We start from the raw sequence: 13,386 nt of genomic DNA, 5'->3' as shown, positions 1-13,386 counted from the left end.
CCGCTCACGATGAGAGCTGACGCGGCACGCAATCTGGACGCCGTCCTGCAGACCGGCGCGCGTCTGCTGGCGCGGGACCCGGGCACGAGCATCGCGGCCATCGCCGCTGCGGCAGGCGTCGACCGGCGCACCGTCTACCGTCGGTTCGACAGCCGCGAGGCGCTGATGGCAGCGGTGTACGTGGCGAAACTGGACGCCTGCGACGAGGTGTTCGCCCAGGCCCGGTTGGCCGAGGCGCCGGTTCCGGTGGCGCTGCACCGGTACGTGGAAGGCACCATCACCGTCAGCCGCCGGTGGCCCGTGGATCTCGGCCGGGCGACCGACGAGACGGCCGCCGCGCGCCTTCGCCACCTCCTCGAACGCCTCGATGAATTCATGGCCCGTGCTGCCCGCGAAGGCTTCGTCCGCCCGGGGCTGCCGGACGGGTGGGCCCGCTCGATGCTCGTCCACCTGACCAACGTCGCGTCCCACGACATGCCGGAACTCACCCCGGCCCAGGGCGCCGATCTCGTCAGCCAGTCCCTGTTCCAGGGTGTGGGGGCCGCGCCCAGGTAGCGCGCCCGGGCGGCGCCGGGGTCAGAAGGCGGTCGACGTGGGGCGGCCCGCCGCGGCCGAGGGGCGGCTCGCCCAGGCCGTTCCCTCCGTGCGTCCGTCGGCCGCCGGGCCCACCGCGGCCGGCCTGGCGGCGGCGTCGGCCAGGGCGCGCAGCGCCGTCGTGTGGTCCGAGGGGACGGCCAGGCGGTCGAGCAGGTCGTGGGCCTGGCGGAGCAGGCTGTCGCGCGTCGCGAGTGTCGCGGCCTGGACGGCGGGGTCCAGGAGCATGGCCTTGATCTCCGCTCGGCTGCCGGGGCTGTCGGCCGCCTCCGCCAGGAGCCGCAGCGCCCGCCGCCGCTCGGTGCCGGTGAGCCGCCGCACGGCGCAGACCAGGCGGTAGGTGGCGGTGCCGGAACGCAGTTCCGCCGCCCGCTCGTCCCGCAGGTCCTCCTCGTCGATACGGAACTGCAGCAGCGTGCCGACCGTGTACCCGAACTCGCGCCACGCCGCGGTCACGGCGTCGGCGCAGCCCGCGATGCGCGCGGTCATGCCGCAGGCCATCGCGTACGCGGAGCCGCCCTTGTGCTCGTACGTCGTCAGCACGGACTGCGGGTCGACCGTCGCCACGGTGTTGACCAGGTCCCTGATCCGGCCGTCGTTGGTCAGGGTCCAGCCGTCGAGGTAGTCGCTGATCAGGCTCTCCCGCAGGGCGGCCGGGAGGTCGAGGGCGGCGAGGGCGCGCAGCGGCAGGCCGTGGCCGCATTCGAGCGCGGCCATCAGGGCGGGCCCGGTGCCGAGGCCGTACAGGGTGGCGTCCGCGTGTCCGTCGGCGATGTCGTCGAAGGCGTTGGCGGCCCGCCACCACAGCAGGTGGGCGGCGGCGACCGGTACGGCCGGCTCGGGGACGCCGGTGATGGCCGCGTGGGTCAGCAACGGCAGCGCGGTCTCGTTGCGTTCGCAACGGCCGCGGTCGATCACCTTCCGTACGGTGGTGCGCAGCGGTCCGCAGGCGTCGGGGTAGTCGTCCAGCTGCCGTTCGATGAACGCGGTCACTTCGGGCAGCAGCCGGGCGGTCGCCTCGTCGGCCCGTACCGTCGTGCTGGACATGCGTACCTCCGGTGCGGCGTTTTCGGAAGGTGCTGTTCCGTCAACTGGGTCAGGATGTGCGCCGCTTGAGTACCTGGGCAGGCGGGGTCCATGCCCGGGTACGTACGCATGTCACCGTGAGCCGCCTGGTGGCGGCAGATCCTCAGTCCGCCGCCTCCGCCAGCCGCCGCAGCAGCGGGCCCGCCTCGGCGAGCCGGCGGATCTCGTCGGGGCGCAGCGAGGCCAGGCGCTTGGCCAGCACCTCGGCCTCGCCGCGTGCGATGTCGGCGAGTGCGGCCGCGCCGCGTTCGGTGGCCAGGATGCGGCTGGCCCGCCCGTCGGTGGGGTCGGGTTCGCGGCGGATCAGCCCGGCCGACTCCAGGCCCAGTACGGCCGAGGTGGCGGTCGGCTGGGAGCAGGGGACCCAGGCCGCGATCTCGCCGATCCGGGAGGGGCCCTGCTGGGTCAGCAGGGCCAGTACCGCGAGCTGGGTCGGCCCGATACCGCCGGCCGCCGCGGCTCTGCGCAGGCTCCGGGTCAGCCGGTGCAGGGAAATCACCAGTTGCAGTGCCGCGTCGTCACCGATTGTCATCGCCCAGCCCATCGCGCCGCCCGGTTCGGGTCAGGAAAGCGTAAGGCGGGGCCGGTACATGTCCAACCACAGGGCCAGGTCCAGCGTCTTTTCGAGGCCCTTGCGGGACGCCTGGGTGATCTGCGGCGCGTCGTGCTCGACCGCCCGCTTGAGCCAGGCACGGTCGACGATGTCGAAGACCGGGTGCGAGGAGCTGGCGAGCAGGTCCTTGGCGTGGTGCTGGAGCGCGATCGCGTACTTGGGGTCCTGCGTGGACGGGTACGGGCTCTTGACCCGGTCGTAGACCGACTTCGGCAGCACATCGGCGGTGGCCTCGCGCAGCAGGCTCTTCTCGCGCCCGTCGAACGACTTCAGCGCCCACGGCGTGTTGTAGACGTACTCCACCAGCCGGTGGTCGCAGAACGGCACCCGCACCTCCAGGCCGACGGCCATGCTCGCGCGGTCCTTGCGGTCGAGCAGGATGCGGACGAACCGGGTCAGGTGCAGGTAGCTGACCTTGCGCATCCGGAACTCGAAGTCGCTCTCCCCGTCCAGGCGCTGTATCTCCTTGACCGCGGTGCGGTAGCCGTCCCGGACGTACGAGCGCAGGTCGAGGGTGTCGGCCAGCGCGGGGATGAGCACGCTGCCGTCGTCACCGAAGTGCTCGGCGAAGCGCACCAGCCACGGGAACGTTTCGGCGCGGCGGGCCTCCTCGTCGAAGAACTGCTTGTAGCCGCCGAAGACCTCGTCGGCCGACTCCCCCGACAGGGCGACGGTGGAGTGCTCGCGGATCGCCTTGAAAAGCAGGTACAGGGAGGCGTCCATGTCGCCGAAGCCCACCGGTATGTCCCGCGCCCGGATGACCTTCGCGCGCACCTCGGGGTCGGCCAGCGAATCCGAGTCCAGGACGATGTCCTGGTGGTCGGTGCCGGAGAGGCGGGCCACGTCGTGGACGTACGGCGTGTCGGGGGTGGCGCGCAGGTCGTCGGCCACGAAGTGCTCGGTCTGGCCGACGAAGTCGACGGCGAAGCTGCGGACCGTCTCCCCCACCTCGCCGAGCTGCCGGGCCGCCAGCGCGGTCATGGCCGAGGAGTCGAGCCCGCCGGAGAGCAGGGTGCAGCGCGGCACGTCGGAGACGAGCTGCCGGCGGACGATGTCGTCGAGCAGCGACCGTACGTGGGCCACGGAGGTGTCCCGGTCGTCCTCGTGGGCCCGGGTCTCCAGCGACCAGTACACGTGCCGGCGCAGCCCGCCGCGGTCGACGGTGACCACCGTGCCGGGCTCGACCTCGTACATGCCGTCCCATACGGCGTGGCCGGGCGTCTTGACGAACGCGAAGAGCTCGCGGACGCCGTCCAGGCCGACGGTGCGCTCGGCGAGCGGGTTGGCGAGGATCGCCTTGGGCTCGGAGCCGAACAGCACGCCGTCGGGCGTCTCGTAGTAGTAGAACGGCTTGATGCCCATCCGGTCGCGGATCATGACGAGCCGCTGGCGCTGCTCGTCCCAGACGGCGAACGCGTACATGCCGTTGAGCCGTTCGGCGACCCCTTCGCCCCACTCCAGGTATCCCCGCAGGACCACCTCGGTGTCGGAGTCGGTGGCGAACCGGTGGCCGCGGCCGGCCAGTTCCTCACGCAGCTCGCCGAAGTTGTACGCCTCGCCCGAGTAGACGATGACGACCGGGCTGCCGTCCTCCCGGTATACGGTCATCGGCTGGCGGCCGCCCGGCAGGTCGATGATCGCGAGACGGCGGTGGCCGAGGGCGGCGGGCCCCTGCACCCACGTACCGCGGTCGTCGGGCCCACGGCAGGACATCGTCTCGGTCATCGCGTCCACGGTCTCCTGCTCGGAGCGCAGGTCACGATCGAAGGAAATCCAGCCGGTGATACCACACATGCCATGTCCTCCTGCTCCGGCCCGGGAAGGCGGTCCGCCGGACACCGGCGCGGCGCGCGCGGGCACGGCGCGGCCCGGCGGCCCGACACCTCCACGGGTCAGTTGTATCGAGCACCTATATAACGAGGGTGTTCCTCGGACGCCGCGCCGTCAACCTGGCCGTAACAGACCGTCGGCGCGCGCAACGGCGCGTGAGGGACCGGGTATTGGGCCGCATTCGGGGCCTTGATCTGCGGATTTGGGAGTGTGGGAGTGCGACCGGGCGCGGGTGTGGATGGGCTGGGGCTTACGGGGATGTGGGGAAGGCTTTACCTGGGGCTGGTGCGGAGGCTCGGGGTGGGTCGGAGGCTGAGTCGCCCCCTATCGCCGCCGGGACATTCCCAAGGCCGCGGCCAGCGTCCTCCCCAGCCGACGGAAGAAACCGCGTCGGCGGCGCGGCAAGGTGATGTCGCCGGCCGCCCGCCAGTCGGCCGTCTGTGCCACCATCGCGGTCAGGCTGCGGTAGAAGGCCGAGGACCGGTCGACTCCGTCCAGGTCGGACCAGGTGAGCACGTGCGAGAGGACGCCGTCGTACTCGTGGTACGGGCGGGCCCGCATGTGGTCGGTCAGTTTGGTGCGTATCGCCCGCTGCCGTTCGGCCGGGAGGCCGGAGCCGCGCAACTCGTCCAGCAGCCGCTGGACGTTGCCGATGACCAGATCGACGTAGGCGTCACGGCGCCGGGCGTCCGCCCGCCGGAGGGCGGCGTTCTGAAAGTCCTCCTCGCGCCCCGGCGTCTCGTCCCGCACCCGGTTCTCCTCCGCCGCGGACAGCGGGGGCACCGGGAAGTTCAGCATGCGCGAGCCGTACGCCTGGTTGACCGCGACGTGGGTCAGCTCGTGGACCAGCACCGCGAGGTGGTCGGCGCGGGTCGTGTCCGGTGTGTAGGCGTAGGAGACGGCGTACTGGCCCTGCCCGAGGTCGCGTGTGTTGCCGCCGCCCGCGCCCGCCGTCCGCTCGAAGCCCGCCCGGTTGACGTGGCCGAGCAGCTCCGCCAAGAGCCGCTGGACGTACGGGTCGCGGGTCTCGCGGGAGTAGTCGTGCAGCAGTTGCCGGTCCTGCGCCGTCGAGTCGTTCGTCACGGTGCCCTCCGCTCGGTGCGGCCTGCGGTGCGGTGACGCGTGCTCCGGCGCCAGTCTGCGTACTGCGGTCCGCCGCGCGGTATACGTAAACCCGCCGCACCGCGCGACTGCCGGACCGCCGGTCTGCGGGACTGCCGGGCCCCCGGACCCGGCTCAGACGCCCGTGCTGCCGTCGATGCGCTCCCGTATCAGGTCGGCCTGGCCGCAGTGGCGGGCGTACTCGGCGGTCATGTGGGTGTAGATCCAGCGCAGGGTGACCGGCCCGCCCCGGTACACGCCGGTGTCCTCCAGCGCGCGGGAAGCGCAGTTCTTCCGGGCGTGCTCGATCTCGGCCTGCCATATGCGCCGGGCGTCCTCGTAGGTGGCCGACTCGTCGAGGTCGAAGCCGCTGTTGGCGGAGCTGGCGTCCGGGTCGGAGCTGAAGAGCGTCGGTGCGTCCTCCTGGACCAGCACCCTGCGGAACCAGAACCGCTCGACCGCCGCCAGGTGCCGGACCAGGCCGAGCAGGGTCAGCGTCGAAGGCGGCGCGGACGCCTCGCGGAGCTGCTGCTCGGTCAGGCCGTCGCACTTCAGGGCGAGGGTGGTGCGGTAGAAGTCGAGCCAACTCTCCAGTGTGGTCCGCTCGTCGGCGTCCATCGGGGGCAAAGTACGTCCAGGTGTGCTCATGTCCCACATCGTGACACGGGGGTCTGACAACGCGCCCGGGCGACGGCCCCGCCCACCACCCACCACGTGCAGACCCCCGCTTACATCCCCTCGTCAGAGCCGCCCCGCACCCGCGCCGCCGCCCCGGCCCCCTCCGCGATCGCCCTCAGCGCCGTCAGGTGCCGCTCGTACACGACCCGCCCCTCGGCCGTGAGCGACAGCCAGGTCCGGGCGCGACGGCCCACCCGGCCCTTGGTGACGGCCACCCAGCCCGCCGCCTCCAGTGCCGCCACCTGCTTGGACAGTACGGAGTCGCTCACCTCGACCAGTTCTCGTACGAGGGCGAATTCGGCCTTCTCGACCGGCGCGAGGGCCGCCACCACGGACAGTCGTACGGGCGAGTTGAGCAGCGGGGCGAGGGCGTGCCGTGGATGGCTGCCCGGAGAGCCGGACGCGGTCCGCTGCGCCGTCACGACGACCGCCGCGTTTCGAGCGACGCGCCCACGGCGAGCGGCAGCGCGCACACTGCAGCCGCCACGACCGCGAAGACCCGGCTGTCCTCGAATGCGGACTTCCCGAGAAAGACCGCGGCGGTGTACAGCACGGCCCAGGCGCCGATCAGCACCCCGTGCCGCGCCCCGAACCCGCGGCGCACGATGCGCTGCCGCGCCGCGTACACCGAGAGCCCGGTGACCAGCCCTCCGTTGACCAGGGTGAAGAGCAGCGCGGCGACCGGTCCGTGCCCCAGCAGGGCGGTCGGCACGAGCACCAGCTGGCCGGCGGCGTACACCCACAGGTACCGGGCGTACCAGCCGCTGCGTAACCGCGCCGCCTTCTCCACCGCGGCGGCCCGCCCCAACGCGTCCACCGGGTCGGTGATGTCCCGCACAGCTCCCCCTCGATCGGCAGTACAGCCGTCAGCGCCACGTCGTCATTGCCAAGATGCCAATCACCTTCCAACTTGGCAAGTAAAAGGGCGGCAGGAGGACGGCATTTGACCATCGCTCGACAAACTGGCTCCCCACCTCACCCACCCTCCCCGCCCACCGCCAACGGCAGCTCCGTCCACACCGTCTTGCCCTCGCGGGTGTGGCGGGCGCCCCAGCGGTCCGTGAGTTGGGCGACCAGGAGGAGGCCGCGGCCGCCCTCGTCGGTGCTGAGGGCGCGTCTGAGGTGGGGGGCGGTGCTGTTGGGGTCGGAGACCTCGCAGATCAGGGTGCGGTCGCGGATGAGACGCAGGGTGATCGGTGTGCCGCCGTACCGGTAGGCGTTGGTGACCAGTTCGCTCACCACCAGTTCGGCGGTGAAGGCCAGTTCCTCCTGGCCCCATTCGGTCAGCGTGGCGGACGTCAGTTCGCGCGCCTCGGCGGCGGCGGTCGGTTCCGCGGGCAGTTCCCAGGTGGCGACCGATTCCGGGGGCAGCGCGCGCGTACGGGCCAGGAGCAGCGCGACATCGTCCTGCGGGTGCACCGGCAATAGCGCCTCCACTGCCGCCTTGCAGCGGTCCTCCAGGCGGCAGGCGGGCTGCTCCAGCGCTCCGCGCAGCAGCGCCAGGCCCTCGTCGAGGTCCCGCCTGTGCACTTCCAGCAGCCCGTCCGTGTAGAGCGCGAGCAGGCTGCCTTCGGTGAGTTCGAGTTCGGCGGACTCGAACGGCAGGCCGCCCAGCCCGAGCGGCGGCCCGGCCGGCAGGTCGGGGAGGGTCATCCGGCCGTCGGGGCCGACCACGGCGGGCGGTACGTGGCCCGCGCGGGCCATGGTGCAGCGGCGGGAGACCGGGTCGTACACCGCGTACAGGCAGGTGGCGCCGATGATCTGGGGGCTTTCCGGGCCGCCGCCGGCCGACTCCTGCTCTTCGGCCAGGCGGTTGACGAGGTCGTCCAGGTGGGAGAGCACTTCGTCGGGGGCGAGGTCGAGATTGGCCAGCGTGTGCACCGCCGTACGCAGCCGCCCCATGGTGGCCGCGGCGTGCAGCCCGTGGCCGACGACGTCGCCGACGACGAGGGCGACGCGGGCGCTGGAGACGGGGATGACGTCGAACCAGTCGCCCCCGACGCCCGCGGCGGGGTCGGCGGGCAGATAGCGGTGGGCGACCTCGACGGCGAGCTGTTCGGGCAGTTCGCGCGGCAGCAGGCTGCGCTGGAGGGTCAGCGCGCCGTAGTGCTCCTGGGTGTAGCGGCGGGCGTTGTCGATGCAGATGGCGGCGCGGGAGACGAACTCCTGGGCCAGGAGGAGGTCGTCCTGCTCGAACGGCTCGGAGCGTTCCGCGCGCCACAGGCTCACCAGGCCGAGCACCAGGCCGCGGGCGGCCAGCGGCACGACGATCAGCGAGTGGGCGCCCAGGCGCAGGGCCTGTTCGGAGCGCTCCGGGTCCTGGATGTGCCAGCCGGTGCTGTGCGCCAGGTCCGGTTCGAGGATCGGCTGCTGCTCGACGAGGCACTGCGCCTGTGGTGTCCCGGGGGCGAAGCGGAACACCTCGCCGACCGGGTACATGACGTCCAGACCCGCCGCCACGACGGACCGTACGGCCGTACGGTGGACGGGCACGTCCGTCCCCCGGGTGGGATCCTGGCCGCGGGTGACCGGCTCCAGCAGGTCGACGGAGACCGCGTCGGCGAGGTCGGGCACCGCGACCTCGGCCAGTTCCCGTGCGGTCTGTGCGACGTCCAGTGTGGTGCCGATGCGGGCGCTCGCCCGGTTAAGGACGGCGAGCCGGTGCTGGGCCCGGTGCCGGTCGGTGACGTCTTCCACCATTTGGGTGACGCCGAGCACCTCCCCGGAGGAGGAGTCCCGCATCCGGAACGCGGACACGGACACGACGCGTTCCCGGCCGGGGTCGATGCGCAGCCGGCACGACTGCTCGGTGAAGATCAGCGGGCGGCCGGTCTCCAGTACCCTGCGCAGCCGCTCCTCGATGGTGGCCACGTCCGGGCCGATGAGGAAGTCCTCCATGCGCAGGCCCCGGTGGGCCGGGGCGGGGCGCCGGCTGATGCTCGCGATGGCCCGGTTGATACGGAGGATGCTCAGGTCGGGGGCGTGTACGGACAGCCCGATGGGAGAGTTGCGGAACAGGCCCTGCAGTACGGAGCGGTCGATCTCCCACTGGGCGACCTCGGCCGCGCGCGCGGCGACGACGAACCACTCGTACGCGTCGTCGCCCCGGACGACGGGCCGGACCCGGAAGCCCAGCTCGACGCGTTGTCCGTCGCGGTGCAGCAGCGGCAGGACGCCGGACCAGCCCCCGTCGCGGCGTGCCGCGGCGGCGGCCTCGGCGGCCGCTGCCCGGTCGTCGTCGTGCAGCAAGAAGGTGTCCGCGCGCCGCCCCAGCACCTCCTGCGGCCGGTAGCCGAGCAGGTCCTCGGCGCATCTGCTCCAGCCCGCGACCGTGCCCCGCTCGTCGAGCACCGCCGAAGCCGCCCGGCGCAGCGCGAACGGGTCCTCCGGGCACTCGGCGAACTCCGGCACCGGTGCGTCCATCGCTTCGCCCCTTCGACTCGCCGACGTGCCCGGGCCGCCGTCCTACGGCGACTCCCGAGGAGGACGACCCGAGCCCCTGACTCGCGCGGCTCTGCCCCAGTATCGTTTCGCCTCGCCCGCCCCGCGCCCCGGGCCGGGGGCGGGAGGCCGGGCACTCGGCCGATTGGGGGCCTCCTGGCCTCGCATGGGCCCTGGCCCCCTCTCGGACGTGCCGAGCCGGCCCGCGAAGCCTTCGTCGCCGCGGTGCGGGAGGAGACCTGCCTGAGTGGGTCCGGAACGACGGTGCTGTGAGCGCACGCGTGAGTACTTCATGCGCGACTACGCAGGCCCCTGACCTGGATGCGCACCGGGCGTGGTGGTCCGCCTGCGCCCGGCCGACCGCCCTGCCCCGGGCCCCGGCGTCCACCCGTCGCACATCCGCTCGATAAGTTGGGCGTAAGGTCCCATTCCCGGCATGAGCGTCATGTCGGAGACTCGGTCATCACCCTTCTCGGAGAAACCATGCGACGTGCCCTCATCCCGCTCGGTGCCGTGGCCCTGCTGTGCGCCGGCTGCTCCGGAGGGACCGCGGATACGGCCGGGCAGTCCCCGAAGGCGTCCGCCTCCGCGTCGGCACCGGACGTCGATCACGGGGCGGCGGTGAAGGCCGCCGTCGCCGCCACCGTCAAGGGCAGCGCCCGGGTCGACGAGACGGTCGAAATGGGCGACGGGACCAAGGCGTACACCCTCACCGTCAAGGGCGACTTCGACTGGGCGGGTGCCAAGGGGCGGCTCAAGACCGGTCTGCACATGGGGCGTGCCTCGGACGCCGCCGCGGGCGGGCCGGAGATGGAGCAGATATTCTCCGGCGGCACCGTCTACATCGGCGGGTTCGCCGACCAGCACGGCGCCTGGGGATCGGTGCGCCGGGACAAGGCGGAGGTCCAGCGGATCCTGCGGGCGCCGCTGAACGACCCCGAGCACGTCCTGAAGCAGGTCTCCCTGATGCGCGGGGCGAAGAAGGCGGGCGAGGAGAAGGTCGGCGGCGCACCGGCCGTGCACTACCGCGGGCGGCTCGACAACGAGACGATCATGCTGCGGATGTCGGAGCGCGGCCGGTCGAAGGTCGCCCAGGTGCGGCAGGCGATCGGTGAGCTGGTCGTGTACGCGGACGCCTGGGTCGGCCGCGACGGCCGGATCGTCCGTACGCGGCTCTCCTGGCCGCTGGGCTCCGGGGGCGGCACGGCGACGATGAACCTCACCGATTTCGGCAAGGCGGTGAAGGTCACCGTCCCCGCGTCCGGCAAGGTCACCCCCATGCCGTCGGCCGACGGTCCGATGCTCAGCTGAGGACGGGTGGCGGGCCCGGCCCGTCGTACGGCCGGGCCCGCCACCGGCCCACCGGGCGTCAGCCGCCGTGCAGCCGCAGCACGGTGACCGAGTACGCCGGGAACGTATACGTGAACCGCGTCCCGAGCCCGTTCAGCGGCACCGACCGGGGCACGACCGCCGTCGGATCGCTGAGCGTGTTGGTCGCTTCCGGGCCGGGCCCGGACAGAATCTCGGCCCGCCCGCTGGGCTCAATGGTCCGGATGCCGTCGATGCGTACCGACGTGGTGCGCGGTGTGCCTCCGGTGTTGACGACGGCGACGTACAGCCGTCCGGTCCGGTGGTCGCGGGTGGTGACGGCGCTCAGGCCGGGCAGGGCGCGGACTTCGGTGGGCAGCACGGTGTCGCCCCGGTGGGAGCGCAGCAGTTGTTGCGCGTAGGAGCTGGGCGAGTGGTAGCTGGTCAGGCCGTCGTACGCGATCAGGTTGGTGGCCCAGATGTTGTCGCGGACGTGGCTGAACAGGGGCGCGTAGCACGACATCACCACGTGGTCGCTGTTGCGGAGGATGCCGGTGAGCCAGGCGGCGTCGCCGAGCGCGGCCCGCAGGTTGGGGGTGGGGCGTCCCTCCTGGGCCGCCCACTCGCCCACGAAGACCTTGGGGGTGGCGCGGTCGCGCCGGTCGTAGAGGTGGGCCCCGGCCGCGAAGGCGGCGGGTGAGCGGTAGTAGTGCTCGTCGATGAGGTCGTAGGGGCGGCTGCGGACGGGGGTGGTGGCGATGAGCTTGAGGTGCGGGTACGTCCGGGTGAGCGCGTCGTGGAAGGCCGCGTAGCGCTCCTCGTACGAGCCGGAGGTGTCGAACCAGTCCTCGTTGCCGACCTCCACGTACGTGAGCGGGTACGGCGCGGGGTGGCCGTCGGCGGCGCGCCGGGCGCCCCAGGGGGAGGTGGCGGGCCCGGTGATGTACTCGATCTGGTCCAGCGCGTCCTGGACGAAGGGGCGCAGGGCCTCGCCGGTGACGTGCTCGCCCTTGAGCGAGTAGCCCGCGTACACGCACAGCACCGGCTCGCAGTCCAGGTCCTCGGCCATCTGGAGGTATTCGGGCAGGCCGAGGCCGTCGGTGGACCAGTAGCCCCAGGCGGAGTTGCGGTGGCCGGGGCGCCGTTCGACGGGGCCGATGGTCTTCTTCCAGTCGAAGCGGTCGGCGATCACGTTGCCTTCGAGGTAGTTGCCGCCGGGAAAGCGCAGGAAGGCGGGGCGCAGCGCGGCGAGCGCGGCCATCAGGTCGGGACGCAGGCCGTTGGGGCGGTTCCGGTAGGTGGGCGGGAAGAGGGAGACCTGGGTTAGCCACAGGGTGCCCGTGGTGCCGGTGGTGCCCGCGGTGGTCACCGTCAGGCGCGCCTCCATGGTCGCCGGGGCGGTGGGCGGGGTGCGCAGGGTCAGGTCGTAGCGGCGCCAGTCGCGGCCCGGGGCCGGTGCGGCGGTCCGTGCGTACACGGTGCCGTCGGTGCCGGTGAGGGCGAGGGTGAGCGGCCCGGTGTGGCCGTCGGCCTTGGCGAAGTACGAGGCGCGGTAGGTGGTGGCGGGGCGTACGGGGATGCCCCAGTAGCCGTCGTTGGCCGCGCCGGAACCGGGGCCGCGCACGGTGATCCGCAGGGACCGGGTGAGCGCTTCGTTGAGGGGCGCGGTGGGGTCCAGGGCGATCGTGGCGCCGCCGAGTGCGCTCCAGTGCAGCGGGGCGCGGGGATCGGCCATGAAGCTGCGGTTGCTGACGAGTTCGGCGTACAGGCCGCCTTCGCCGCTGTGGTTGATGTCCTCGAAGAAGATGCCGCCGAGCCGGGACGGGACGGTGGGGCCGGGGCGGCGGGCGTCGATGGTGAGCAGCGGCGTGGTGTCCCGCTCCGGTACGCCGGCCAGCCGGGCGATCTGCGCGCCGCTCAGGGCGGTGTCGTAGCAGCGTACGTCGTCGATGCCGCCCTGGAAGTGGTCCGCCTCGGCGCCGCCGAACAGGCCGCGTCCGACGGTGGTGGCGCCGGTGGCCCGCCAGCCTCCCGGGGCGGGCACTTCGCCTTCCAGTACGCCGTCGACGTACAGCCGTAAGAGGCCCGCCGCCGCGTCGGCGACGCCCGCGAGGTGGTACCAGCGCCCGGCCTCGGGGGCGAAGCCCGCGCCGGCGATCACGGCGGCCCCGTTGGCGTCGGCGGCGTCCCTCGGCAGCCGGGTGAAGGCGAACGCCCGGGTGTCGTCGCGCAGTTGCAGGTAGCAGGCGCTGACGGCGGTACCGTCGAGGGCGACGGCGGTATGGAAGCCGTCGGTGGCCGTGAGGCGGACCCGGGCGGTGAGGGTGAAGCCGTGCGCGGTGTCGACGGCGGGCCCGGCGGCGGTGGCGCAGGCGCGCCCGGCCAGGGCGAGGCCGTGGCCGGTGTGGCCGTCGCCCCAGGCGGCCCCGCCGCGCAGGGTGAGGGTGCGACCGTGGCCCGAACTGTCGGCGGCGGTGGTGCCGCGGCCTTCCTCGAAGGTCCAGTGGGCGGCGGGGGCGGGCAGCGCGGGGCCCGGTTCCGCGGCGGCGGGCGGCGCCGCGCCGGTGCGCAGCGCTTCGGTCAGGGCCGTCGCGCCCAGTGCGGCGATCACGGTTCTTCGGCCGGGCCCGCCCGGGACCGCTCCCGGGCGCTGGTCGTCGCTCGCCATGAGGTACCCCTCCACTCGGCTGCGTACGGGATATCGAACGCCGTGCGGTATACCGCCCGGCCTCCGA

At 72.9% G+C, this 13,386-nt stretch carries 11 protein-coding genes; 2 read left to right on the top strand and 9 right to left on the bottom strand.

Annotation, left to right across the window (positions count from 1 at the left end; genetic code table 11):
• The first annotated feature begins 9 nt into the window (after positions 1 to 9).
• On the top strand, positions 10 to 555 hold the full coding sequence (locus CP984_RS35155; protein ID WP_003982005.1) for a TetR/AcrR family transcriptional regulator: 546 nt from the start codon (positions 10 to 12) through the stop codon (positions 553 to 555).
• A gap of 21 nt (positions 556 to 576) precedes the next feature.
• Here CP984_RS35155 and CP984_RS35150 read toward each other — a convergent pair whose 3' ends face one another.
• The 8 genes from CP984_RS35150 to CP984_RS35115 all read right to left on the bottom strand — a co-directional run bounded on the left by CP984_RS35150 (position 577) and on the right by CP984_RS35115 (position 9,325).
• The gene (locus CP984_RS35150) at positions 577 to 1,641 is read right to left on the bottom strand and encodes a polyprenyl synthetase family protein (protein WP_050498879.1); all 1,065 of its coding nucleotides are present in this window, start codon (positions 1,639 to 1,641) and stop codon (positions 577 to 579) included.
• A gap of 142 nt (positions 1,642 to 1,783) precedes the next feature.
• Positions 1,784 to 2,212 (bottom strand): MarR family winged helix-turn-helix transcriptional regulator, encoded by a 429-nt coding sequence (locus CP984_RS35145; RefSeq protein ID WP_030183409.1) that lies wholly within the window; start codon positions 2,210 to 2,212, stop codon positions 1,784 to 1,786.
• 30 nt (positions 2,213 to 2,242) lie between these two features.
• Positions 2,243 to 4,087, bottom strand: a complete 1,845-nt coding sequence (gene asnB, locus CP984_RS35140) for an asparagine synthase (glutamine-hydrolyzing) (protein ID WP_003986895.1) — start codon at positions 4,085 to 4,087, stop codon at positions 2,243 to 2,245.
• Positions 4,088 to 4,447: 360 nt separating this feature from the next.
• A complete protein-coding gene (locus tag CP984_RS35135; protein WP_003986896.1) occupies positions 4,448 to 5,206 on the bottom strand; it encodes a hypothetical protein in 759 nt (252 codons plus the stop codon).
• 153 nt (positions 5,207 to 5,359) lie between these two features.
• On the bottom strand, positions 5,360 to 5,872 hold the full coding sequence (locus tag CP984_RS35130) for a DinB family protein (protein ID WP_030183406.1): 513 nt from the start codon (positions 5,870 to 5,872) through the stop codon (positions 5,360 to 5,362).
• Between the two features lie 80 nt (positions 5,873 to 5,952).
• Positions 5,953 to 6,324: a transcriptional regulator gene (locus tag CP984_RS35125; protein WP_003986898.1), complete on the bottom strand. Its 372-nt coding sequence runs from the start codon at positions 6,322 to 6,324 to the stop codon at positions 5,953 to 5,955.
• Positions 6,321 to 6,740, bottom strand: coding sequence for a hypothetical protein (locus CP984_RS35120; RefSeq protein WP_003986900.1), 420 nt, complete (start codon positions 6,738 to 6,740; stop codon positions 6,321 to 6,323). The genes CP984_RS35125 and CP984_RS35120 overlap by 4 nt, the downstream gene beginning before the upstream one ends.
• A 137-nt stretch (positions 6,741 to 6,877) precedes the next feature.
• Entirely contained in the window at positions 6,878 to 9,325 is a 2,448-nt protein-coding gene (locus tag CP984_RS35115; RefSeq protein WP_030183401.1) for a SpoIIE family protein phosphatase, read from the bottom strand.
• A 501-nt stretch (positions 9,326 to 9,826) separates the two neighbouring features.
• Between CP984_RS35115 and CP984_RS35110 the strand changes: the two genes are divergently transcribed.
• Positions 9,827 to 10,654, top strand: a complete 828-nt coding sequence (locus tag CP984_RS35110) for a LolA-like protein (RefSeq protein WP_003986191.1) — start codon at positions 9,827 to 9,829, stop codon at positions 10,652 to 10,654.
• Positions 10,655 to 10,712: 58 nt separating this feature from the next.
• Here CP984_RS35110 and CP984_RS35105 read toward each other — a convergent pair whose 3' ends face one another.
• Entirely contained in the window at positions 10,713 to 13,319 is a 2,607-nt protein-coding gene (locus CP984_RS35105) for an alpha-L-arabinofuranosidase C-terminal domain-containing protein (protein ID WP_003986190.1), read from the bottom strand.
• Between the last annotated feature and the right edge of the window lie 67 nt (positions 13,320 to 13,386).

The organism is Streptomyces rimosus (assembly GCF_008704655.1).
GTDB lineage: Bacteria > Actinomycetota > Actinomycetes > Streptomycetales > Streptomycetaceae > Streptomyces > Streptomyces rimosus.
This window is presented reverse-complemented; position numbering and strand designations above follow the sequence as displayed.

Bases quoted from the DNA above. Each gene is read 5' to 3' on its own strand.
- CP984_RS35155 (WP_003982005.1), top strand. From the start codon at position 10: ATGAGAGCTGACGCGGCACGCAATCTGGACGCCGTCCTGCAGACCGGC.
- CP984_RS35150 (WP_050498879.1), bottom strand. From the start codon at position 1,641: ATGTCCAGCACGACGGTACGGGCCGACGAGGCGACCGCCCGGCTGCTG.
- CP984_RS35145 (WP_030183409.1), bottom strand. From the start codon at position 2,212: ATGACAATCGGTGACGACGCGGCACTGCAACTGGTGATTTCCCTGCAC.
- asnB (WP_003986895.1), bottom strand. From the start codon at position 4,087: ATGTGTGGTATCACCGGCTGGATTTCCTTCGATCGTGACCTGCGCTCC.
- CP984_RS35130 (WP_030183406.1), bottom strand. From the start codon at position 5,872: ATGAGCACACCTGGACGTACTTTGCCCCCGATGGACGCCGACGAGCGG.
- CP984_RS35115 (WP_030183401.1), bottom strand. From the start codon at position 9,325: ATGGACGCACCGGTGCCGGAGTTCGCCGAGTGCCCGGAGGACCCGTTC.
- CP984_RS35110 (WP_003986191.1), top strand. From the start codon at position 9,827: ATGCGACGTGCCCTCATCCCGCTCGGTGCCGTGGCCCTGCTGTGCGCC.
- CP984_RS35105 (WP_003986190.1), bottom strand. From the start codon at position 13,319: ATGGCGAGCGACGACCAGCGCCCGGGAGCGGTCCCGGGCGGGCCCGGC.